Below are 24,024 nucleotides of genomic sequence, written 5' to 3'. Positions count from 1 at the left end.
CTTTAAATTTTATTCAAAGCAAGGAGAGCTTCTTTTACCGAAAGGCTGCTGTATTGATTTCGTTGCAGATATTTACCCAAGCTTGATCTCGTTTTCCTCCCATAATGGTGTTTAATGGGCTATCGGTAGGGTGTGCTGCTTGATATTTTTCAATTGCTGTTGCTTTGTAGTTGCTAGCACGCAAAGGTATCCAAAGGATTTTGACTCCTTCGGCTTTCGCTGCTTCTAACAGAGGTGGTAACTCATTTTGACTAATAAACTTTGATGCGAGGAAGTTTGGACTTACCAGCAACACTGCTACTTTTGCAGTTGCCAAAGCCGCCTGGATTTCATCTCGCCACACAGCACCAGGCTTGATTTGGGTATCATCCCACAGTTTGAGATTTTGTTCTCTAATTAATGGTTCTAGATTAGTTTTGAGGTCATTGAACCACTTTTTATCTTTGTGACTATAGCTAATGAAAACTTGATCTCTGGTTACGGGTTCAGACATGGCTATTTCTAAATTTGGTGGAGTTGCTAAAACATCGTCAATCAGTCTGCGGACATCTACCATATCACCGCTATCCTGGCACTGGATTTGGTAGCGATTATTGTCCCGGAATTTATACAACACGTCTCGACGGTAAAAATAAGGCGTTTGACTATCTTTACAGCTTTCACAATTGCAGGGAACAAGTGTTTGATATTTTAGGTTTTCGTAAGAATTATGGATTTTATCTAGTTCATGAGTGATAATTGCCAACAGTTCTTTCTTGCGGTTTCCTTCTACGCGGACTTTAATTTCTCGTTGATTATATTGTTCAATGACTTCGGCACGAGTTTGGTCTTTATTGAGAACAACACCTGTTTTCCAAACAAGGGTTTGTTGTTCAATATGAGCGTGCATTTCGACAATAAAGCGGGTAAGAATGCCTTTGGGCATGAAGTCATAGGTGTAGCGCAGGATCAGATTGTTAGATTCATCCCAATTGAAATCAGGCTGATTGGTCGAAAGTAGGTGAGGTGCAATATAATTTTCCCGATTACCTGGAATTTCGTAGCAAAGCTTGAACTGCATCATTAATTGCAGGAGTTCATCTTGCATATCTGCATATTCGCCGCTTTTCCAAATATTTTTGAGGTCATTTTTGGTAAAACAACCTAGCTTTTCCTTGACAGTTTGATTATCCAAAACTTTGTAAACAGCAGTTGTCGCCCATTCCGGTTTGAGGATGACGTAGTGTTTGAGTGTAGAATCGTCTTGAAAGTGGAGGCAAACGCCGAGGTCGTGGAGATAGCGGCTCAAGCGCTCCATGTCTTCAGGGTCTGTTAAATTATTTATTTGGCAAAGGTCACGGTATTTTTCACGGCTAATGTAATTTTGGGAATTGTTCTCTAGGGCGGCTCTGACTCTTACCCAAAGTTTTGGTAGAGGTATACCAACATGGTCAAGTCTGCTGATGTATAGCTGAATCGCCTCTTTAATCTTTGCTAAATCGCGATTAGTATCTAAATTGGTTGCTAGTATTTTCTCCAGATTGCTGAATTCTCCTCGTAACTGGCGCTCATTGACTTGGCAATCACGGTCTTGTTTTTCGTTTTTGATGATGATAACTGGACTCTTGTCGCTCAAGAGTTCGACAACTTTCAGCCACCAGTAAAAATCAGTGTTTTCTTTGCGAGTGTCAGCAACTAAGGCATATAGAGAACGCTTGCTGAGGAAAAACTGATGAGTTTGATGGTAAATTTCCTGACCGCCAAAATCCCAGATGTTGACGCGAAAATCTTTGCCATTGGACTGTGTAAAGTCCCACCGGATCACCTCAATGCCTTGGGTTGATTTTTCTTCTGGCTGGAGTTTATAGGTTTCGTCTTTGATTTTCTTGGCTAAAGAGGTTTTACCGGCTCCTCCTTCGCCAATAATTAAGAATTTTGCTTCATAGAAAGGTTCGGTTTCGGCTGGGTCTTGCACCCGAAAATAGAAATCAAGAATTTCATTCACATCACCCGGATCTTGGTAGTCAGCCTTCGGCCCTAAAATCTCTGGTGGAATCGGGACTGGATTTCTACGAAGATCCAGCTTTTTCAGGTTTGACAGTTGCCTGATTTCCCTTGGCAGACTGCTCAGTTGATTACTGCCAAGGTCGAGGGATTGCAGCTTGGTGAGTTGGACAATTTCCGGTGGCAGACTGCTCAGTTGATTACTGCTGAGGTAGAGGGATTGCAGCTTGGTGAGTTGGACAATTTCCGGTGGCAGACTGCTCAGTTGATTACTGCTGAGGTCGAGGGATTGCAGGTTGGTGAGTTGGACAATTTCCGGTGGCAGACTGCTCAGTTGATTACTGCCAAGGTCGAGGGATTGCAGCTTGGTGAGTTGGACAATTTCCGGTGGCAGACTGCTCAGTTGATTACTGCCAAGGTCGAGGGATTGCAGCTTGGTGAGTTGGACAATTTCCGGTGGCAGACTGCTCAGTTGATTACTGCTGAGGTAGAGGGATTGCAGCTTGGTGAGTTGGACAATTTCCGGTGGCAGACTGCTCAGTTGATTACTGCTGAGGTCGAGGGATTGCAGGTTGGTGAGTTGGACAATTTCCGGTGGCAGACTGCTCAGTTGATTACTGCCAAGGTCGAGGGATTGCAGCTTGGTGAGTTGGACAATTTCCGGTGGCAGACTGCTCAGTTGATTACTGCCAAGGTCGAGGGATTGCAGCTTGGTGAGTTGGCCAAATTCCGGTGGCAGACTGCTCAGTTGATTACTGCGGAGGTCGAGGGATTGCAGCTTGGTGAGTTGGACAATTTCCGGTGGCAGACTGCTCAGTTGATTCCTGCTGAGGTCGAGGGATTGCAGCTTGGTGAGTTGGCCAATTTCCGGTGGCAGACTGCTCAGTTGATTACTGCCAAGGTCGAGGGATTGCAGGTTGGTGAGTTGGCCAAATTCCGGTGGCAGACTGCTCAGTTGATTACTGTCGAGGTCGAGGGATTGCAGGTTGGTGAGTTGGCCAATTTCCGGTGGCAGACTGCTCAGTTGATTAATCCAGAGGTGGAGGGATTGCAGGTTGGTGAGTTGGCCAATTTCCGGTGGCAGACTGCTCAGTTGATTATTGCCGAGGTGGAGAGTTTGCAGGTTGGTGAGTTGGCCAATTTCCGGTGGCAGACTGCTCAGTTGATTACTGCGGAGGTGGAGAGTTTGCAGGTTGGTGAGTTGGCCAATTTTCGGTGGCAGACTGCTCAGTTGATTACTGTCGAGGTGGAGAGTTTGCAGGTTGGTGAGTTGGCCAATTTCCGGTGGCAGTATTGTTAACCCTTTGTAAGAAAGGTCTAATTCTGTTACCTCGTCTTTGACAGCTTGTTCAATAATTTGCAGCAGTTCTTCGTTAGTCATTTTGGGTTTTACAAAGGCTATGCCTGACGACGAGTTGCTGCTTGGACGCGCAGCAGAGAAATTAAGCTAATTAATAATGTACCCTGTATCAAGGATTGCATCAGCGCAATGTGCGTTAGCGTAGCTCGTCATAGACATAGCAGGTTCCTACGTGTCTATGCTCGACCTCAAAGCATCATCATTACACCTCTGAACTCTAACCTTGCACCTTTTTACACGAACTATCGAGCAAAAAGGGCGATCGCTTTGTCTTTATTTGAGAATTGACCAATAGTGATGCCTGCGGAAGGCTACGCCTACGCCACAAACTTTGTAATCACCTTATAGTAGTTGTAAAAATATAAAAAGTATTTAGTCGCGATCTTCAACTTGATATGAGCGCAGCAGATTTATTCCCAACCTTGCACAAGCTATCTCGTGCAGATAAACTCAAGGTCATGCAGTTTTTAGTTCAAGAACTAGCAACTGAAGAAGAAGCATTATCGTTACAGCCAGGAGTCACTTATCATGTGTGGTCTCCCTATAATTCTCATGAAGCTGCTAATAAACTAGCTGCACTGCTAGAACAAGACAAACAGGTAAACGATGCTTAATTCACAAAGATTTCTCTTCGTTGAAAGTCGTGATGTGTTTGGAGATATCGATGCAGTACCAATATTACCTTTAACGTTAAGCTACAAAAATTCCGTTGTTAACGTTTCGGGTCTATTAGATACTGGAGCTAGCATTAATGTTTTACCTTACAGTGTAGGTATTCAGTTAGGGGCGGTATGGGAAGAACTAACAACCTCAGTGCAACTAGCTGGAAATCTAGCACCAGTTGAAGCAAAAGGGTTAATTTTATCTGCTCAAATAGCCAGTTTTGCACCAGTTCGCTTGGTATTTGCTTGGAGTGTTACTGATAATGTGCCGTTACTTCTAGGACGCATGAATTTTTTTGTGGAATTCGATGTCTGTTTTTATCGTTCGCAGATGGCTTTTGAACTGTCTCCTAAGTCGTAAGATTAAGCAATCATGCGATCGCCCGATCTCTGAACTCGAAGCTTCACTTTTTTATACAAACTTTTGAATTGCCCAGCTTCTATTCCAAATTCCTATGTATAAATATGCCAGAAACTAAATCAACTCCTCATACACATACAAGCACATCAACCAAAGCTGATAACTTACCTGCATCTGTTATCTCCTCTTCTACCTCTCAAGAAATCTACGATGTTGTAGTGGTTGGTGCTGGGCCTATTGGGTTAGCAACTGCCATTGGTTTACGTAAACGTGGAATTGAAAATATCCTTGTCATCGATCAAACTCGCGCCTTTCGTCAAATTGGGCAAACATTGGATCTTCTGCCCAATGGATTAAAAGCTCTTAAACATTTAGATCCTAATGCTTACGAAGAAGTCAAAAAAACTGGACTGGGTTTATTGAATCCCAAACAGTCTAATGACCAGGAAACTGTCGAACCTAATCAAAAGCAACAGCCTCTAAAATCCTCACCACAATGGGCTTACAAAAATTTAAAGGGCGAGATAATTAATTCAATTTCGCTTAGTTTTGATGACTGGCTTCAAGATTATGGTGAGGGTCGAGTGTCAATTTCTTGGTACAATTTGCAGACAACCCTCAGACAGCTACTTCCACCAGACCTAGTTAAAGCTAATCACCGTTGCATTAATGTTGTGAATGAGCCGGAAAAAGGTTGTGTCCGCATAGATTGTGTAGGTGATACAGGAATAGAAGCCAACCCTTATGCCTATTGGACAGATGGGCAGAAAAATAATGAGATGCAGCACCAAAACTCAGATATCCCTCCCCAAGAATTAGCAACAAAATCCATTAGAGCTAAACTAATTGTTGCAGCAGATGGGATTAATTCTACAGTTCGTAGGCTGCTTTACACAGATACTCAATATCATAATTTTGCCCGACCTGAATACTCTGGATTTGCAGCTATATTTTGTAGAGAAATAACTGAAGTACCAAAGGAACTATGGACAAAACTAGAAGAAGATTTTTTTCAAGGCTCAACACTTATAACAATCACTAACGATGAAAAATCTGGAAATTCTGTTTGTATAAATAACATTCGGATAATCTTATATTACAGACCAACTGGTGAACTAGGGTACATAATACATCTTGCTTTGCCTTTAGACTCATTGCAAGGAAAATTTGAAAGTTCTTTAATTGATTTAGCTTTGCAGGAGTTGGAAAAAGCAGGGTTTCCTGATGCGCTCAAGCAATTAGTGCGTATGTCTCCTCCTGCCAATATGCAGCAGCGTCCATACTACATTCACCGCGCTAGCATTTTGGATTCTCTACAAGTTTCTAACCCAACTGACCTCAATCCTGAAGCTAATCCTGCCAAAATTCCACCAGCCTGGAGTGTAGGGCGAATCGTCTTAGTTGGCGATGCCGCACATGGAATGCCACCCTTCATGGCTCAAGGAGCTAATCAAGGATTGGAAGATGCACTAGTTGTTACAACACTCATCGCTAAAATTACTGAGGAGAATAACTGGGATAATCTGCAAACTATAGCCAAAGCCTTCAAGAAATACGAACATCTTCGTCGCCCATTGATAGCATACGTCCAAGAGGCAACATTACAGCGATCGCCCCACTCGTCAGATAAAGAGTGGGAGGACTACAGCCAACAGATATATCGCCGCAATTTCGACCAAGTAATAGAGGCGTTGTAGTTTACCGTCAGTGAAAAATTTTGATTAGAATGCAGATGTCCACTAGGCGGCAATACTGTGTAGATATTGAGTCGATCCCCCCAACCCCCCTTTTTAAGGGGGGCTAAGAATGGCTTATTTTCCCCTTTTTAAGGGGGGCTAAGAATGTCTTAATTTTCCCCCTTTTTAAGGGGGATTAAGGGGGATCTCCAATGACTATGCACCTTAGCACTAGGCGGCGTACTGTATATCCACGTAAATCCAGAAAATAATCGATGAGTAATCAACTACAAGACTACAATCCTAGCGGCGTAGGTGAAATAAATGGCAACCTCTTAGGTTTGCCCTGCGATTATGAATCTGCAAACCTGATTGTCTTTGGTGTGCCGTGGGAAGTCACTGTTTCTTATGGCGCAGGCACAGCTAATGGCCCCCAGCGAATTCTTGATACTTCAACTCAATTAGATTTGTTCGATTTCGATAACCCTAATGGTTGGAAGCAGGGAATTTTCATGGTAGAAATTCCCCAAGATATTTTAGAGAAGAATACATACTACCGCGCCTTGGCAGCAAAAATTATTGAGCGATTAGCCCAAGGTAAAGAACTCTCAGATACACCAGATTTAACATCTGTCCTCACAGAAATTAATCAGGCTGGGGAACAGGTAAATCAATGGCTGTTTGACAATTGCCAAGAAGCAATTAGCAAAGGTAAAGGAGTCGCAGTTATTGGAGGAGATCACAGTTCACCGTTAGGTTATTTCCAAGCATTAGCGGCGAACTACACCAACTATGGCATTTTGCACATTGATGCCCACGCAGATTTACGCGATGCTTATGAGGGATTTGAGTTTTCCCATGCGTCTATTATGTTTAATGCAATGAAAATACCGCAAATTTCCAAGCTAGTGCAAGTGGGTTTGCGTGATATTAGTCATGATGAAGTGCAAATGATAGACCAATCTGAGAGTCGCATTATTGCATATTACGACCCAGCCATTAAACAAAAGCTTTACTCTGGAACAACTTGGCTTGATTTATGCCGAGAAATTATCAGTCATTTACCTGAGTTTGTTTACATTAGCTTTGATGTCGATGGTCTAGATCCAAAACTCTGTCCCAGTACAGGTACTCCTGTTCCCGGTGGATTGGAATTAGAGCAAACATTTTTTCTGTTCCGGGAATTAGTCAAGAGTGGTAGAAAAATTATTGGCTTTGATATTTGTGAAGTCGGTGATGCCGAATGGGATGGTAATGTTGGAGCGCGGGTAGTTTACAAGCTGGCAAATTTGATGGATTTGTCAAAACAGAATTCGTAATTCGTAATTCGTAATTGGAACAGGAATTGTTGAGTTACTAAAATCGTTCGGCTGAGACGTTCTGCGATCGCTCAGTCGAGCTACCTTCACAGTGTTCGCGTAACATTCCGCAGGAAAGTCTAAAATCTAATTAATAATTTTAAGATAAAGAATAGCCCGTTGCTTTGTGAACGTATTGCACAACTTTTTGATATGATTCGGGATTACTCACAGGATTAATGATGATGGGTATAGTGCCATCTGGCAACCAGAAAGTTATCCTACCATTCGGTTCATAACAAAAGGAACTGATGCAGTTGAGATTAATTACATATTCGTTTTTTTCGTAAAGAATTTTCACCCAGTGGGCATGATCTAATTCTAAACTTGTCACACATTCTAAATAATCGAGAATCTTTTGATAATCTTCTAGGTTACTTTGTGGATTAATGACTATTGGAATGGCACTATCGGGTAGCCAAAAAGTAACCCTGCCATTCACTTCATAACAAAAAGCATGGACACGTTCAAAATTCACTACATATTCTCTCCTCTCGTAAAGGATTTTCACCCAGTACGCCACAACATCTCCTCAAGTCCAAAATTTACGAATGATGCACCCTGTATGTCTAAGTCTACTGAAGCCTTAAGTTTATGTTGCCGTGTACCAATTCAAAATCAAATTAATTTGTTTGAATTATGAATTGTTAAGAAACCTCCAATGGTGTTGGTGTAGTTGAAGTTGACAAAGAAAGAGCGATCGCTGCTTGAATAAACCCTTTAAATAAAGGATGAGGGCTACTAGGACGAGATTGAAATTCTGGATGAAATTGGCAAGCTAGAAAGAATGGGTGCTTGGGTAATTCCACAATTTCAACTAACTGTCCATCAGGAGAAGTCCCACTAATCGCATAGCCGGACTTTAATAAGAGATCGCGGTAAGCATTGTTGAACTCATAGCGATGTCGATGTCGTTCATAAATTACATCTTCTTGATAAAGCTTGAAAGCCAATGTATCAGGAAGAACACGACAAGGATATAGCCCCAAGCGCATTGTACCCCCTAAATCGACAACTTCCTGCTGTCCTGGCAATAAATTAATTACCGGATTCGTTGTATGAGGGTCAAATTCAGCACTATTAGCATCTGTTAATCCCCCTATGTTCCTAGCCCATTCAATTACAGAGCATTGCATTCCCAGGCATAAACCCAAAAAAGGAATTTGGCGATCGCGGGCGTATTTAATGGCGGCAATTTTGCCATCCACTCCCCGAACCCCAAAACCTCCTGGCACAACTACGCCATCGACACCCCCAAGATGAGTTTCGGCTGATTCATTTTCCAAATCTTCTGAGTTCACCCAACGCAAGCGCAGTTTGCCATAAGTGGAAATTGCAGCATGGTTTAGTGCTTCCACGACAGATAAATAGGCATCACTTAACTGCACATATTTGCCGACAATGGCAATTTCTAGCTCGTGCTTAGGAGTATGTAACCGTTGTACCAAGGTTTGCCACTGCGTCAAATCTGGTTGGCGTTGCTCCATTTGCAGCAAGTTCAGCACTTGTTCTGCCATTCCTTCCCGTTCCAGATTTAGGGGTACTTCATAGATACTTTTGGCATCTTGAGAAGTAATGACGCATTCTTCGGGCACATCGCAAAATCCCGACAATTTTTGCTTTAATCCCTTGGGTAAGGGGCGATCGCTCCGACAAACTAAAATATCTGGTTGAATACCAATGGATCTGAGTTCTTTAACTGAATGCTGTGTTGGCTTAGTTTTCATCTCACCCGCAGAAGCAATCCACGGTACCAACGTTACATGCATATACAGTACATGTTGCCGCCCAACCTCTTTGCGGAACTGGCGAATCGCTTCCAAAAACGGCAGTGATTCAATATCTCCCACCGTCCCGCCAATTTCTGTGATTACTACGGACGGATTTGTACTTTTAGCAACTCGCAGAATCCGCTCTTTGATTTCATTGGTAATATGAGGAATAACCTGTACAGTGCCACCATTGTAGTCTCCCCGTCGCTCTTTATTAATGACTGCCTGGTAAATCGAGCCAGTAGTCACACAGTTCAAGCGCGACATTGAGGTATCGGTAAAACGTTCGTAATGCCCCAAGTCTAAATCTGTCTCCGCACCATCCTGGGTAACGAATACTTCCCCATGCTGAAAAGGGCTCATTGTGCCAGGATCGATATTGATATAAGGGTCGAGTTTGAGAATCGACACCGAATATCCGCGCGACTTGAGCAAACGCCCTAGACTTGCTGCTACAATGCCCTTACCAATACTGGAAACTACGCCTCCAGTTACGAAGATAAACTTAGTCATAGTAGTTTGAATTTCTAACAACTTCTAAAAATACATCCCGTCATTGTGCCACAGTTGTTGTGGTGTAATCTTCTGTGATTTGCTGTGAAAAACCTTTTAGGATTAGTAATATTAGGCTGTATTCTCACATCCTCCGTAGCATTGGCAGAGCCATCTCTTATAGTCGTTTTTCCTGAGACAAACTACCAGACGAGTTCCCAAAAAATCTTTTTTCTGGGGACTGCTCCACCAGATGGTGAGGTTTTGATCAATAGTAAGCCAATTAACCGCAGCAAAGCTGGTCATTTTTCCCCTAGTTTCCCCTTGCAGTTGGGGGAGAATCTTTTTACTGTGCGTCGCCAGAATCAAGAACTTAAAATTAAGGTGATAAGGGTTAACACTAGCCCTGAACTACCACAGGGGGTAGCCTTTGCTAAAGATTCCTTGACTCCCGCAGCTGACATTGCCAGACTACCAGGAGAACTAATTTGTTTTAGCGCGATTGCACCCCCTAACGCCAATGTCTCTGTAACCCTGGCTAATCAAACAATTGCCCTTTCACCCCAACCCCAACAGGCACAACTACCAAATAATTTGGCAGCACTGACAGGACAAAATCAGCCTCATGCCCAGTTTAGCGTAGGCAATTATAAAGGTTGCACCACAGTGGCTACAGCCGCCGATCTGGGAAAACCTCAGTTTCAACTAACACTCAATGGCAAGACGATAACTCAACCAGGGGCTGGTAAAATTCAAATCCTCTCAAGAGCAGAGTTGCCGGTTTCTGAGGTTACAGTAGAGTCAGGCGTTGCTCGCACTGGCCCAAGCACCGATTATTCTCGACTCACGCCACTGCCTAAAGGCACACGTGCAACAGTAACAGGTAAGGAAGGTGAATGGTTGCGCCTAGACTATGGCGCTTGGATTAATAGTCAGGAAACTCGCATTCTACCTGGTGCAATTCCGCCACAAACAATAATTCGCAGTGTCGGATACCGTCAACTCCCTGGTGCGACAGAGATATTTTTCCCCTTACAAGTTCCCGTACCTGTGAGCGTGCAACAAAGTGAGAAAGCTCTCGCTCTCACTCTCTACAATACTACTGCCCAAACAGACATTATTCGCCTGGATGATGACCCTCTAATTTCTCGGCTAGATTGGCAACAGGAGGCTCCAGAACAAGTAAAATACACCTTTAACCTCAAAAAAGCTCAACAGTGGGGATATAAGCTGAGATACGACGGTACAACCCTGGTTTTGGCTTTGCGTCATCCGCCTAATATTGGGAACACAAGACGCAAGCCTTTAGCTAATCTCAAGATTGTACTCGATCCAGGGCATGGCGGTAAAGAAACTGGTGCCAGTGGCCCAACTGGATATTTAAAAAAAGATGTGAATTTGCTGGTATCTAAGTTGCTGCGGGACGATTTGGTGAAGCGAGGAGCAACGGTAGTGATGACGCGGGAGGACGATAAGGAGGTTTCTCTAGCAGAACGTCAGGCAATTATTAGTAAAGAAGAACCTGCGATCGCTATTTCCATACACCACAACTCTCTACCCGATGATGGCGATGCTGAAAAAACCAAGGGATTCGCGGCTTTTTGGTATCAACCCCAAGCCCACAGCCTGGCAATATTTTTACAGACCTATGTTGTTAAAAAACTCGGCAAACCTTCTTATGGTGTGTTTTGGGACAACCTAGCGCTGACACGCCCAGCAGCTGCGCCATCGGTGTTACTGGAATTGGGTTTTATGAGCAATCCTGATGAATTTGAGCAGGTAGTGAACCCAAAAGAACAGAAGAAAATGGCTGATGCGATCGCTCAGGGGATTACTGAGTGGTTTAAAAGCGTTCGATAGATCGGGAGTTAAACTTACGAGCTATAGCAATGTTATTTCTTAGGCCAAACTAAAGATTGTAGGGACAATTCATGAATTGCCCCTATAGGGTTTTAGCTATTATTTGCATAAGTCCTGGATTTGTGAACATTCGCGGTATTCAGATCGCCGACTTCGTGAAAGTTGTCAGTAATTTAACTTTTCAGTGCTTCTACCATGCCAGAACAACTTTGATTGCGGGTAAAAATATATCAAATCTTATATTTTGAAACCGTATGTATTTTAAAATCGGCGGTATGGTAGGAGCGATCGCTATCTTATTGAGCAATGGTAGTGCGATCGCTGAAGGTGTTGGCGCAGCCATCGCCCAAGATGTACAAAGATATATCACTGTGGGGCATGATAAATTAGGAAACAGCGTAGCTCTGGACACAAAAACTATAAAGGGCACAACATACAAGCTTTATGGCATATACGGAGATGGCATCTTCGAGACTACATTCGATGCATCATGTTCTGAATCGCGGCTTTTTCGGAATCACATTGCCATTTACGGTTCAGAGGGACAGCTACTTCAAGAGGATAAGGAGAAAGGAGAAATACCTTTTGTCGCCAATTCTTCACCAGGCAAAGGAATGAAAATTGTTTGTCAAAAGATTGGGGCCCTTGGTTGGTAGTGGCTCAATATTTGTTGATGGGGAATAGGGAATGGAGAATAACCAATGCCCAATTCCCAGTAGAAAATACTAAGGACAAAACAACGTGTCACGCGTATCTCGTCCTGTGGTTGGATTAGTCCCTTTGGCAAGTTTGCACAATTTTTTTTGTTCATCGGGACGCAGCAGCGTATCGGTAAAATCTGCTCCGTCAATGATTGCACCATCAAATCTGGCATTAGCGGCAAATGCACCCTCTAACAGTGCATTTGTCAAATTTGCTCTAACTAAACGAGCCGAGTCTAAAGTGGCATTTCTTAAATCAGAACCCTCCAAATTCGCAGACTCTAAATTTGCTGCAAAGAAACTGACACCGTTCAAATTAGCTCGGCTGAAGTTACTCTGGCGAAGATTAGCTTTGGTAAAGCTAGAGTCTGTTAAATCACGCCCTGAAAAATCAGCCTCGACCAAAATCTCCTTATTATATTCGAGTGCCAAAGCTGTTGGAGCAAAACCGAGCGTTGCGGTGATGCTAATCATTCCCCACAAGAATAAGCTGAGTATATTTGTCCAAAAGTGATAGTCAGTCTGACGCTTCAACCCGAATTGTGTTCGGGATGAGTCGAGTTTAGAACCTGCTGTGCAATCGCTTAACCTAGAATTCATAGAATTTATGATATTTTTCGTCAATGGCTAACCTTCCTCCATCTCATTATCCAGATATTGGTCATTTAGGAGAAGACCTAGTTGCCCAATGGTTGCAATCTACTGGTTGGATAATTCTCCATCGTCGCTTTGCTAGTCGCTGGGGGGAAATTGATATTATTGCTCAACATGATGGACAAACTGGGGAAAAACTCCTTACTCAACACTCCTTACGGGCTAAACGCCCCGCTACCGCTAACAGCACTCAGCACTCATTATTGGCATTTGTTGAAGTCAAAACCCGCAGTTCAGGGAGTTGGGATGCAGGGGGAAGAAGCGCCATCACCCCACAAAAGCAAGCAAAAATCTCACGGACAGCTGGAATATTCTTGGCCCAGTACCCTGAAAAGGCGGATTATTCTTGCCGATTTGATGTTGCTATTGTCTACTGTCAAAGGATATCAAAAAATCAGACTGCGGTTATAGCAACTCAGGAAGCTCTTGCTACTTCATCAACAGCCGAATATAAGTTTAAGCTGCAAGAATACATTCTGGCAGCTTTCGACTCTTCAATTGATAATGGTTAATTGGTAATGGATAAAATATCTTAATTACCAATAATTATGTGCTGGCGTTACAACCAAATGTTATTACGCCAAAGTTTCTGGGCAGTAGCCTAAGCCCCGAACAAACTGTTGCCGGAAAGCTTCGATTTCGTCTCTCTCTGGACTACCATGAGAAACGATCGCTACCTGGTAGCGACGCATCACGTCCACAGGGCATTGTCCCGCTTCTAAACTCCAAAGTGCCATTTGCACCCTCATTGGTGGCTCATAGCTAATTCCTAATTCATTTAGAAAAGCCCGAAAGTCGCCATCTTCTTGGGGCGAGACTTGACCTTTGAGTTTGATCCTAACCACCCAGCCATCAATTTGATGAATCACGGTGACGAACGAAACTGGTGTCTGGGGTCTAGCGTGCAGGTGTTGAACGACCCTCAGGGTTAGACTGGCATTTGCCAGATAGTACAAGTATTCCATGTTTGTTGGTGCTTGGGATCAAAGCCAATCCTACATATCTATATTCGTCAATCAGTGCCTGTTCCCGGTAGGGTAAAAGCCCCCGTTTTTAGATGGGGAGGTTTACCCAGTTTTTATGTTAATTTTTCCGTGTTACTTAATAGTAACAATCTTATAGCCTCGCGACAAAATTGGGCAAAGATGCCTTAAAGTTCCTTTAGAAGAGAAAGCTAAAAACAGCTTTTTGTCAGAGAGTATAAATACTAAATAAAGCAAAAACTAGTACAAGCCAAGTTGAAAGATACATCTAGCCCCAAAGAAAAAAATTTTGAATTAGATTGCTCGGTAGCAGGCTATGACTACACACTACCTCCAGAACTCATTGCCCAAAACCCAGCAGTTCCTAGAGATAGTTCCCGGTTACTGGTAGTTAATTCTCCCACTACAGGCGCTGAAACAGAAGCATCTCACCATATTTTCCATGATTTGCCTGCACTGCTACGCTCTGGTGATTTGTTGGTCATGAACAATACAAGGGTTATTCCAGCTCGGCTTTATGGTCATAAAACCACTGGTGCTAAAATCCAGGTGTTGCTGTTGGAAGAACGGCAGTATAACTGTTGGTTAGCTTTAGTTAAGCCAGGAAAAAGCTTCAAACAGGGAACGAAGATTATTTTTGAAGCAAAGCAGAGGATTGGGGATTCAAAAGAGGCAGAGGGGAGGAGTGCGGGGGGCAGAGGGGAAAACTCTTCACCCTGCTCCCTTGATTTTTCCCCAGTAACCAGCCAACAACTCACGGCTACGGTTTTAGAAACAGACGCAGCAACCGGGGGACGTTTGCTGCAATTTGATGTGCCAGAGGGAAAGCCTTTGGTGCAACTGTTAGAGGTATTTGGTGAAGTACCGCTACCACCGTACATTACTGCCTCCTCAGCTGCTGATGAGCAGTATCAGACAGTTTATGCCGAACAGCCAGGAGCGATCGCAGCACCGACGGCAGGATTACACTTTACCCCACAATTATTACAAAAGCTGCGCGATCGCAATATCAATCAAGCTTTTGTGACGCTACACGTTGGTGTAGGCACTTTTCGCCCTGTGGAAGTGGAAGACGTAACTACCCACCAGATGCATGAAGAATGGATTGAAGTTCCCGCCGCCACGGTAGAGCAAATTCGCGCCACCAAAGCTGCTGGCGGTCGAATTATTGCTGTGGGAACAACGGCAGTAAGGGCTTTGGAAGGGGCGGCTAAATCTGGGAATTTACAAGCATTTTGCGGTAAAACAGACTTGTTTATTTATCCCGGCTACCAATGGCGGGTGGTGGATGGTTTGATTACCAATTTTCACCTACCGCGTTCCAGTTTGCTGATGTTGGTAAGTGCGCTAATTGGCAGAGAACGGCTATTGAATATATACAACGAAGCGATCGCTTCCAAGTATCGTTTCTATTCCTTTGGTGATGCTATGCTAATTTTGCCGGAAGCCATAAAGTCTTAAGTCAAGTTTGAGGGCAATAAGGTTCGCTGAAGTTTTAATCCCTCCATTTTTAGAGACTTGCAATATCAAGACGATTAATTTTATGCATGATTAAATAATTAAATTTGTCAAATCTAGTCAAGAAAGATGGCATGAAAGTAAAAGAACAGTTGATTTGAATTTGTTTATTAGCAGATTATAAAACCTGTAGAATATTGCACTAACTACGGTATGTAAAGCAACTGAGCAAGGACAAGAGTGTTTTCACAAAAGTCGAATGCTCACAGAGTGAGAAATTCTTAATTTTTTGATTTGCAATTTTTCATGCTGTGGTGGGTATTCTGACTTATAAAGATATGAGCATAAGTACATCTATGTCACTCCTGTCTAGAAAAAGTCAAACTCAGCCGTGGTTACACTCCTTATTTCACCAAAACTCTGTTCAGAAAAAGCCCCTGTTCAGACTTCTATTTGCGTTCTCTGCGTTTTTGGTCATAGCTGCACCGGCGATTACTAATTTTCCAGGAAGCAAGCTGCTAGCAGAAACCGCAATTTCTCAGGATCTTGAAGCAGCTAGCTTTTTCCAGCAGGGAGTCACGCGCTATAACCGCAAAGACTTACAGGGTGCAGAATATGCCTTTCGTCAGGCGTTGCAGCGAGATCCTAGCCTTGGGGCTGCGCTAAATTATCTGGGTAATATATTCATGGAACAAAATCGCCTAGATGTAGCTTTACAAGAATATACAGAGGCGATTAGGATTAATCCTAATTTTAGTGAAGCTTATTACAACTTAGGGTTAGTGCTGCATCGTCAGGGACAAAAAGATGCCGCGATTACGGCTTATCGTCAAAGCCTTGTGATAGATCCCACAAAGGTAGCAGCGCTGTATAATCTGGGTTTGGTGCTGTATGAACAAGAACAGCTACCGGAAGCGATCGCAGTATACCAGCAAGCAATTAATTTAGATAGCAGCAATGCCAATGCTTATTTTAACTTAGCGATCGCCTTGCAACAACAAGGTCAAACAGAGCAGGCGATCGCAACTTATCGTCAAGCCTTGCAGCTAGATCCTCAAAATGCCACAGCTTATAACAACATGGCAAATTTGCTAGCAATTCAAGGCCAAGCTTCTGAGGCTATTTCTGTTTATCGGCAAGCTATTCGCTTAAATCCTAAAAACGCCTCAGCTTACTATAATTTGGGAGTCACTTTATATAATCAAGGCGACATCAAGAAAGCTAATGGAGTCTTGAAACGTGCCCATACTGAGTATCGTGAGCAAGGGAACATTGAGCAAGCTGAAAAAATTGAACAGCTAATGCAGCAAATTGCTCAAAAAAGTGGTCAACAGCAGCCTCAAGCCAGTCAAACAACTACTCCCTCTCAGACTCCAGACAAAACAAGTAATGTAGTACAAACACCTGAGCCACAAACGCCAAATCAACTAGAAAACCCTGTCTCAGTTGAACCACAATCTACTTCAACGACTTCCGGACAATAAACAAACTCGGAGTTAGAAATAAATTAATAACTTCTAACTCTGCCAATTTTAGATTTTAAGTAGCACTTTTGGTGTGCTTACAGCGCAACTTGGATTTAAGGAAAAATCTAAAATCTCAAATTGAATGACTTCTAAATTTTTTAAATCGGCAAACGATTGATATCTTTATTGCAGCCAATAACTACCATTGCGGAACCACGTTCTAAACGCTTGGTAGGATCGGGATTAATTTGAAATTTACCATCCTGACTCACCGCTAGCAAATTTAAACCGTAGCGGTTACGAAGTTGAAGCTCGGTGATTGTTCTACCGTGAAATTCATCAGGCACAATCAACTCTACAATACTGTTATCTGGGTCTAGATCAAATCGATCTAAGATTGCTGGTTTAGTAAGTGTACGCGCTAGAGCGCAACCTGCTTCATATTCAGGAAAAACAACATGATCTGCTCCTACTCGCCGTAATAGTTTACGGTGAACTTCGCTAGAAGCTTTGGCGACTACATGAGGTACGCCAGCCTCTTTCACATTTAGGGTGGTTATAATGCTTTCTTGAACGTAGTTGCCAATCGCTACGATTACAGTATCAAATTCAAAAATTCCAGCTTCCTTTAGTGCGGCTGGTTCTGTAGAATCTAATTGCAAAGCATGACCAACTATTCCCTCAGTTAATGCTTCTGAAACTCGTTTTTCATCAATATCTGTTGCCAGCACTTGATAACCGAAGTTATGCAGTGTAGAACAGACCGATCTACCAAAACGACCTAACCCAACCACAGCAAATTGTTGGTTATCTTTACGTAAACTGCGAAAAAAACTTAATGATGAAAGATTCACCCTTTTTATCCTTATAATGGCTCCCTGTATTTAGGGCAAAAAACGGTTATAATACTTGAATTAAAAATCTTATTCTTTGCCTTCCAATGTATATTTTATCAGTTTAGTCATTAGTCATTAGTGAGTTGTCAAGAAATTATTATCTCCTCACTTCCCACTCCTTAACTATCCCACGAGGAGATTTTCTTCAGGATAGTGAATTCTGGTGGGGCGGGGGTCTCCTAGTACTGCGGACATCAGTAGTAAAACACCTACTCGTCCAATGTACATAGTTATAATGAGGATGAGCTTTGCTATTATAGAGATACTTCCTGTAATACCTGTTGAAAGCCCCACAGTGGCGAAGGCTGATACCACTTCAAACAAAATTTGAATAAAATCCAAAGTTGGATCTGTAAGGCTGATTAAGATAGTAGCTAAAATTACTGTTGCTATTGAACCCACTAACACACCTACGGCTTTCAAAATTAAAGATATTGCTATTTTGCGATCGTATAATAAAACTTCTTCTTTTCCCTGAAGAATTGCCTTGGTACAACTGGTCAAGACTCTAAGAGTTGTTGTTTTCATGCCTCCTCCTGTACCACCTGGACTTGCACCAATAAACATCATCGCAATCGTAATAAATAAACCTGCGGTAGTCATTTTGCTAATATCGATGGTATTAAAACCAGCAGTTCTAGGAGTAACTGATTGAAACCAAGCTAGTAATATCTGGTCACGAAAATTTAGAGAACCAAATGTTTCTGGGTTTCTAATCTCTATACAAAAGAATGCAATTACTCCTATTACTAACAATATAATAGTTGTGCTAGTTGCAACTTTAAAATCTAGAGAAAATATTTGGTTATGATTTTTTTTGAAAAGGCAATCGCGCAACCAAAGGTACATTTCCAAAATTACCTGATAGCCAATTCCCCCAAAGATAATTAACATTGTGATGGTAAAGACTACTAAGAAAGATGACTGATAGCCAATTAAGTTATCTTTAAATAAACTAAAACCAGCATTATTCCAAGCGTTGATACTATGAAAAATGGCTAACCAAAGCCCTTTACTCCATCCATATTCAGGAACGAAAGCAGGCAGAAGTAAGAATGTGCCTGTAATTTCAAAAATTAAAGTTGTGGCAATAATTGAACGGATAACTTGGGCACTACCACTCATCCCTGGTCGGTCTAAAGCTTGTTGAATTGCTATTTTCTGCCGCATATCAAACCTACGACCAATGAGCAAAATTAGAAATGTGGTAGTTGTCATGTAGCCCAAACCGCCAATCTGAGCTAATAGTGCAATAAACAATTGGCCCCAAAAGGAAAAATAAGTACCAGGATCAACTACTGATAAACCTGTGACACAAACTGCGGATGTCGAGGTGAATAGTGCCACAATCAGGTTATTCCATGTACCATTGCTAGTCGAAAAAGGCATCATCAACAGGATAGCACCAACAGCAATGACAGCCAAAAATCCCAAACAAATTGTCCGAGCAACAGTCATAATTAATTCGTAATTCGTAATTCGTAATTCGTAATTCGTGGTTAAGAAAGTTAGATTTAACCTGGGTTTAAACCTCTTGGATATCGTATATTTTTTGGATAGTTGGTATAATTTTGAGCAATAACAGCTTGTTCAGGTAAAACTGAGAAATTTTTCTAAAGAGGATTAATTCCGGTTTAGCTTTCTTAGAACAAAAATACCCTTATTTAATTAAAAACATACATGGTAGTCTACCAGTATGTTTTTTTGAATTTTACTTCGTCTCAATACTACTTTTTTCATGAGTGCAACACTTTACCAGCAAATTCAGCAATTTTACGATGCTTCATCTGGTCTGTGGGAACAGATATGGGGCGAACACATGCACCACGGCTATTACGGCGCTGATGGTACCCAGAAAAAAGACCGCCGTCAGGCTCAAATTGATTTAATCGAAGAATTGCTTAATTGGGCAGGGGTACAAGCAGCAGAAGATATACTAGATGTGGGTTGTGGAATTGGCGGTAGTTCTTTATACCTGGCGCAAAAGTTTAATGCTAAAGCTACAGGGATTACATTGAGTCCTGTACAAGCTGCAAGAGCAACAGAACGCGCATTGGAAGCTAATTTGAGTCTGAGAACACAGTTCCAAGTCGCTAATGCTCAAGCAATGCCCTTTGCTGACGATTCTTTTGACTTGGTTTGGTCGCTGGAAAGTGGCGAACACATGCCAGATAAAACCAAGTTTCTTCAGGAGTGCTATCGAGTACTGAAGCCTGGTGGCAAGTTAATTATGGTGACTTGGTGTCATCGACCAACTGATGAATCTCCATTAACGGCAGATGAGGAAAAGCACTTGCAGGATATTTATCGGGTGTATTGTTTGCCTTATGTGATTTCTTTGCCAGAGTATGAAGCGATCGCACATCAACTACCATTACATAATATCCGCACTGCTGATTGGTCAACTGCTGTCGCCCCCTTTTGGAATGTGGTAATTGATTCTGCATTCACTCCCCAAGCGCTTTGGGGTTTACTAAATGCTGGTTGGACTACCATTCAAGGGGCATTATCACTGGGATTAATGCGTCGCGGTTATGAACGTGGGTTAATTCGGTTTGGCTTACTGTGCGGCAATAAGTAGAATTCCACTTCAGCAAAAAGATGTAATCTAGGAGCATTGAAGTATATGTTCCTAGTGATACACTATTATACTTAAATACAAGATTTGGAGCGATCGCAGCAGGTATGATTCAGAGAGTTTAGCGATCGCAAAACTTGTAAATTTTAATGCAGATATCGGGGAAACCTTCTAAAATTAAGTTTCTTATTGTTAAATTGCTGAAATGCCACTCGAACTGCAAAACCTCACAGGCGGTTACACCACAGTACCAATTGTTCAAGACATTAATCTGACTCTGCAAACAGGAGAATGGTTGAGTTTAGTTGGTGCTAATGGTTCAGGTAAATCTACTTTATTAAAATTGCTGAGTCGTATTCTTTCCCCACAGCAAGGAACAGTTCTACTTGATGGCAAAGCAATTCATTCCCAACCCCCAAATATAGTTGCACAGAAACTAGCATTATTACCGCAACAACAAACGGTTCCCGTGGGCTTAACAGTGCGACAATTAGTAAGTTTGGGACGCACGCCACATCAATCTTGGTGGCAATGGGAATTAAACGCTCAAGATTGGGTGAAAGTAGAAGTTGCAATTAAAAAGACGCAACTAGAAAAATTGAGCGATCGCTTAGTTGAACAACTTTCCGGTGGTGAAAGACAACGCGCTTTTTTAGCTTTAGCACTAGCGCAAGAACCAAAAGTTTTATTATTAGACGAACCTACAACTTTTTTAGATATCAACTATCAATTACAATTATTGGAATTACTAAAAAATCTGAATCAACAGCAAGAATTAACTATTGTTACAGTTCTACACGAACTAAACCTAGCGGCACGATACAGTTCTCGCATTGCTTTATTAAAACAAGGTCATCTTTGGGAAGTTGGTAAACCTGAAGAAGTTTTGACACCAAATGCGATCGCTCAAGTATTTGGTGTGGAATCTGTGATTATCCAGACACCTGTGGGTTTACAAGTTTGTGCAATTTCTGCTGTGTCAGCATAACTCTATTACTTTGCTAACCAGAGTTAGATATCTTTTTAGTACTTCTATGTAAGTCAGCCAAATGTATCGTTGACAAATACTTTATTCTATTAACTTACTTTAAATACTTATCGACGGATTAACTTCTCAAAAACTTTGTTATTGTCCCCGATTGGTTGGTCAACATTGAAAGCTTTATTAATAATAATTTGCTTAGGTAATTGAGCGCCATTTTGGACATATATTCCTGGCATACGCTCATCTTAAATTCTTTAATCTCTTTAGAACCAGGCACTAGGCTTACTTTAAGCTCGTGGATAACTCGCTGCTGTTCTTTGACAATTTGGGTTAGTTCATTTAGCTGCTGAGTGTGTAAGTCATCCAATTTTTCATGGAGAAGTTCAATATTTTGTCCAGCCCTTAAATTCACCTGATGGTCAATTTCGGCATTTCTTCGATCGGTATCAGACTGGCGATTTTGACTCATCAAGACGATGGGTGCTGTATAGGCTGAGGCAAATGAAAACACTAAATTAAGCATCATGAAGGGTGATTGATCCCAGTGGGGAACCCCAGGCATTAAGTTGATACTAACCCATCCGGCCAAAACCGTGCTTTGCCCAATGAGAAATCCCCAAGAACCCACTTGCGCGGCAAATTTATCAGCAAGGCGTTGTCCGCGAGTCAGTTCTTGAGTAGAAGTATTCTGTGCTGCTGGTTGTATCTCCACAACCTGAGGTTTTTGAACTACTTTTGCATCAACATTGTTAGACGATACTTTTTTGAATGGATTCATATTGCACCTGTTGGCGTTATTTCTGTCTGCATTTATCCTGATGACTTTTAATTTACGCTGCTTAAACGATAGGAGCAAATATTGTTTTTTTTCAAAATGATAAAAAAAAATGATGGTAAGTCAAAAACTACCTTCAGATAGATCCCTAAAGCTGCGTCGGCAAAAATATTCATCTAAACACTTACACTTAAATACCCCATCCCTTTAGAGAGTGGGGTATCCAAGTGGGGAAATAACAAGAAGACTGAACACTCATCCTAAGACTTGGTTTCTTGGGTCTGTGCGTCGATAATTACACTCCAGTCATCATTTGTCACAGCAGCTTCAAGTTGACGCTGACGTTCGGCTATATTCGTATCTATTGTTTCTGACTCTTTAGAAAGGGTGGTGTCAGCCATTGCTTTCCGCAGTTTTAGCTTTTTCTCCTCGTATGCTTGACGTTCCGCCTCCGACATTACCGCCTTTGCAGCTTCCCCTACTGTACTAGCCCACATTTCGCTTTCGGACGCATTACCAGGTGGTGTGGTTTCGAGTTCTGCTATCCACGCATCTCGCAAGTCTTCCATATCTTGACGCTTGGGGAACTTGAATGCTTGCACGCGCACAAAAGCACACTTTTGCTGACCATTTTGGGTGACATGGCCGTTTAGGGAAAGTAACACATTTCGAGAATAGCCAATGTACTGCACGCGGCGTTCTGCATCTAATACTGAGTAAACACCTGCAATTTTAGCGTTCTGAGCAGATGCACTCCAAGTCTCAAGTCCAATGATTTCAGTACCATTGTTTGCCAGCTCAGGGGTTATACTCACCTCAATGGCAGTGTGTTCGTCATCGGAACTATACAAAAATTCATGTAGCCCACGGTGGTTTATGGGGACATTTTGATGTTCAATTGGCGGGTTGTGCTGAGTTTCCATCGTCGTTTATCTCTGAGTTATGACAGCAGATTGCAAATATATGCCTTTAGAATATTGAAGCTTAAATCTACTCACATCCCCAAATTATTGCTGACAAAGGAAAAACAATTATTAGACCTTATATGAATCAATTGACACCTAAAAATTGGATCTTTATCAAACAGCGACTTACCCCCTATTTATTTTTACTACCCGCCTTGGTTCTTTTGGGGTTAACAGTCTTGTTGCCTGCGCTGCAAGCGTTTTACCTCAGCTTTACTAGCTATGAAGATATCGCCCAGCCGCCACAATGGATAGGTTTAGCCAACTTTCTTAAACTTTGGAAGGATGCAGTTTTTTGGAAAACCTTAGAAAACACTTTTTTATATCTTGTGGGCGTAGTCCCAATTTTGGTAATTGCTCCCTTATTGCTGGCAATTTTGGTAAATCAGAAACTGCGGGGGATGAATTGGTTTAGAGCAGCCTACTACACCCCAGTAGTGATTTCAATGGTGGTTGCAGGAATAGCTTGGAAATGGCTGTATGCAGAAAACGGATTACTGAATCAATTCCTAAAAGCTTTGGGGCTTTTTCCAGAAGGTATTCCTTGGCTAACTAGCCCAGCGAAAATTTTTGGCATTATACCAATTTCTCTGGCCAGCGTTATGGCTGTCACTGTGTGGAAGGGACTAGGCTACTATATGGTGATTTATTTAGCAGGGTTGCAATCAATTCCTGCTGATGTATACGAAGCTGCTGCGATCGATGGTTCCGATGGTATCAGCAAACATTGGGATATTACCATACCTTTGATGAAGCCATATTTAGCATTAGTAGCGGTGATTTCAGCTATTTCTGCAACCAAAGTTTTTGAAGAAGTATACATTATGACCCAAGGGGGACCGCTCAGTAGCTCAAAAACGATTGTTTATTACCTATATGAGCAAGCTTTTGGTAACTTAGAAATCAGCTATGCTTGCACAATTGGTTTAGTCCTATTTTTGATAATTTTAGGGTTATCAATTTTGCGATTAGTTATCAATCAAGAGGGTGGAGATAATATCACAATCTGAATATTTACTTAATTTCAGAAATATTGAAA

Annotated in this window: 21 protein-coding genes; 12 read left to right on the top strand and 9 right to left on the bottom strand. The window is 42.1% G+C overall.

Annotation, left to right across the window (positions count from 1 at the left end):
* Positions 1 to 34 precede the first annotated feature (34 nt).
* The gene (locus NPUN_RS30555; protein ID WP_012412270.1) at positions 35 to 3,364 is read right to left on the bottom strand and encodes a leucine-rich repeat domain-containing protein; all 3,330 of its coding nucleotides are present in this window, start codon (positions 3,362 to 3,364) and stop codon (positions 35 to 37) included.
* Positions 3,365 to 3,738: 374 nt separating this feature from the next.
* Here NPUN_RS30555 and NPUN_RS30550 point away from each other — a divergent pair, with 374 nt between their 5' ends.
* From NPUN_RS30550 to speB, 4 genes are all read left to right on the top strand, one after another.
* Positions 3,739 to 3,957, top strand: coding sequence for a hypothetical protein (locus tag NPUN_RS30550; RefSeq protein ID WP_012412269.1), 219 nt, complete (start codon positions 3,739 to 3,741; stop codon positions 3,955 to 3,957).
* Positions 3,950 to 4,366, top strand: a complete 417-nt coding sequence (locus NPUN_RS30545) for a pepsin/retropepsin-like aspartic protease family protein (RefSeq protein WP_012412268.1) — start codon at positions 3,950 to 3,952, stop codon at positions 4,364 to 4,366. Before NPUN_RS30550 ends, NPUN_RS30545 begins: the two co-directional genes overlap by 8 nt.
* A gap of 104 nt (positions 4,367 to 4,470) precedes the next feature.
* Positions 4,471 to 6,063 carry an FAD-dependent oxidoreductase gene (locus tag NPUN_RS30540; protein WP_012412267.1) on the top strand — a complete coding sequence of 531 codons (1,593 nt, stop codon included), beginning with the start codon at positions 4,471 to 4,473 and terminating at the stop codon, positions 6,061 to 6,063.
* A 254-nt stretch (positions 6,064 to 6,317) separates the two neighbouring features.
* The gene (speB, locus tag NPUN_RS30535) at positions 6,318 to 7,361 is read left to right on the top strand and encodes an agmatinase SpeB (protein ID WP_012412266.1); all 1,044 of its coding nucleotides are present in this window, start codon (positions 6,318 to 6,320) and stop codon (positions 7,359 to 7,361) included.
* Positions 7,362 to 7,500: 139 nt separating this feature from the next.
* On the opposite strand, the gene NPUN_RS30530 is transcribed toward speB, so the two are convergent.
* The gene (locus NPUN_RS30530; RefSeq protein WP_012412265.1) at positions 7,501 to 7,923 is read right to left on the bottom strand and encodes a hypothetical protein; all 423 of its coding nucleotides are present in this window, start codon (positions 7,921 to 7,923) and stop codon (positions 7,501 to 7,503) included.
* 124 nt (positions 7,924 to 8,047) lie between these two features.
* On the bottom strand, positions 8,048 to 9,685 hold the full coding sequence (locus NPUN_RS30525; RefSeq protein WP_012412264.1) for a CTP synthase: 1,638 nt from the start codon (positions 9,683 to 9,685) through the stop codon (positions 8,048 to 8,050).
* An 84-nt stretch (positions 9,686 to 9,769) separates the two neighbouring features.
* On the opposite strand from NPUN_RS30525, the gene NPUN_RS30520 reads away from it, so the two are divergent.
* Together NPUN_RS30520 and NPUN_RS30515 are read left to right on the top strand one after the other, a co-directional pair.
* Complete coding sequence (locus NPUN_RS30520) at positions 9,770 to 11,524, top strand: N-acetylmuramoyl-L-alanine amidase family protein (protein ID WP_012412263.1); 1,755 nt, start codon at positions 9,770 to 9,772, stop codon at positions 11,522 to 11,524.
* Positions 11,525 to 11,778: 254 nt separating this feature from the next.
* Positions 11,779 to 12,180 carry a hypothetical protein gene (locus NPUN_RS30515; protein WP_012412262.1) on the top strand — a complete coding sequence of 134 codons (402 nt, stop codon included), beginning with the start codon at positions 11,779 to 11,781 and terminating at the stop codon, positions 12,178 to 12,180.
* Between the two features lie 69 nt (positions 12,181 to 12,249).
* On the opposite strand, the gene NPUN_RS30510 is transcribed toward NPUN_RS30515, so the two are convergent.
* Entirely contained in the window at positions 12,250 to 12,699 is a 450-nt protein-coding gene (locus NPUN_RS30510) for a pentapeptide repeat-containing protein (RefSeq protein ID WP_052304718.1), read from the bottom strand.
* A gap of 149 nt (positions 12,700 to 12,848) precedes the next feature.
* Here NPUN_RS30510 and NPUN_RS30505 point away from each other — a divergent pair, with 149 nt between their 5' ends.
* Complete coding sequence (locus NPUN_RS30505; protein WP_012412260.1) at positions 12,849 to 13,391, top strand: YraN family protein; 543 nt, start codon at positions 12,849 to 12,851, stop codon at positions 13,389 to 13,391.
* A gap of 63 nt (positions 13,392 to 13,454) precedes the next feature.
* Here NPUN_RS30505 and NPUN_RS30500 read toward each other — a convergent pair whose 3' ends face one another.
* Positions 13,455 to 13,844 (bottom strand): hypothetical protein, encoded by a 390-nt coding sequence (locus tag NPUN_RS30500; protein ID WP_012412259.1) that lies wholly within the window; start codon positions 13,842 to 13,844, stop codon positions 13,455 to 13,457.
* Between the two features lie 273 nt (positions 13,845 to 14,117).
* Here NPUN_RS30500 and queA point away from each other — a divergent pair, with 273 nt between their 5' ends.
* Together queA and NPUN_RS30490 are read left to right on the top strand one after the other, a co-directional pair.
* On the top strand, positions 14,118 to 15,323 hold the full coding sequence (gene queA, locus NPUN_RS30495; RefSeq protein WP_012412258.1) for a tRNA preQ1(34) S-adenosylmethionine ribosyltransferase-isomerase QueA: 1,206 nt from the start codon (positions 14,118 to 14,120) through the stop codon (positions 15,321 to 15,323).
* 335 nt (positions 15,324 to 15,658) lie between these two features.
* The gene (locus NPUN_RS30490; protein ID WP_012412257.1) at positions 15,659 to 16,804 is read left to right on the top strand and encodes a tetratricopeptide repeat protein; all 1,146 of its coding nucleotides are present in this window, start codon (positions 15,659 to 15,661) and stop codon (positions 16,802 to 16,804) included.
* Positions 16,805 to 16,944: 140 nt separating this feature from the next.
* Here the strand turns inward: NPUN_RS30490 and NPUN_RS30485 are convergent, their stop codons facing one another.
* Entirely contained in the window at positions 16,945 to 17,640 is a 696-nt protein-coding gene (locus NPUN_RS30485; protein ID WP_012412256.1) for a potassium channel family protein, read from the bottom strand.
* A gap of 165 nt (positions 17,641 to 17,805) precedes the next feature.
* Positions 17,806 to 19,140, bottom strand: a complete 1,335-nt coding sequence (locus NPUN_RS30480; protein ID WP_012412255.1) for a TrkH family potassium uptake protein — start codon at positions 19,138 to 19,140, stop codon at positions 17,806 to 17,808.
* Between the two features lie 280 nt (positions 19,141 to 19,420).
* Here NPUN_RS30480 and NPUN_RS30475 point away from each other — a divergent pair, with 280 nt between their 5' ends.
* Together NPUN_RS30475 and NPUN_RS30470 are read left to right on the top strand one after the other, a co-directional pair.
* Complete coding sequence (locus NPUN_RS30475; RefSeq protein WP_012412254.1) at positions 19,421 to 20,263, top strand: methyltransferase domain-containing protein; 843 nt, start codon at positions 19,421 to 19,423, stop codon at positions 20,261 to 20,263.
* Positions 20,264 to 20,465: 202 nt separating this feature from the next.
* Entirely contained in the window at positions 20,466 to 21,248 is a 783-nt protein-coding gene (locus NPUN_RS30470) for an ABC transporter ATP-binding protein (RefSeq protein WP_012412253.1), read from the top strand.
* Positions 21,249 to 21,366: 118 nt separating this feature from the next.
* Here NPUN_RS30470 and NPUN_RS30465 read toward each other — a convergent pair whose 3' ends face one another.
* The gene (locus tag NPUN_RS30465) at positions 21,367 to 22,023 is read right to left on the bottom strand and encodes a DUF1003 domain-containing protein (RefSeq protein ID WP_012412252.1); all 657 of its coding nucleotides are present in this window, start codon (positions 22,021 to 22,023) and stop codon (positions 21,367 to 21,369) included.
* A 257-nt stretch (positions 22,024 to 22,280) separates the two neighbouring features.
* The gene (locus NPUN_RS30460; RefSeq protein ID WP_012412251.1) at positions 22,281 to 22,943 is read right to left on the bottom strand and encodes a GIY-YIG nuclease family protein; all 663 of its coding nucleotides are present in this window, start codon (positions 22,941 to 22,943) and stop codon (positions 22,281 to 22,283) included.
* Positions 22,944 to 23,065: 122 nt separating this feature from the next.
* Between NPUN_RS30460 and NPUN_RS30455 the strand changes: the two genes are divergently transcribed.
* Positions 23,066 to 23,995: a carbohydrate ABC transporter permease gene (locus NPUN_RS30455; protein WP_012412250.1), complete on the top strand. Its 930-nt coding sequence runs from the start codon at positions 23,066 to 23,068 to the stop codon at positions 23,993 to 23,995.
* Positions 23,996 to 24,024 lie beyond the last annotated feature (29 nt).

Source organism: Nostoc punctiforme PCC 73102, assembly GCF_000020025.1.
GTDB classification, from domain to species: domain Bacteria; phylum Cyanobacteriota; class Cyanobacteriia; order Cyanobacteriales; family Nostocaceae; genus Nostoc; species Nostoc punctiforme.
The sequence above is the reverse complement of the archived record's forward strand: the minus strand, read 5'-3'. Positions and strand labels throughout refer to the sequence as shown.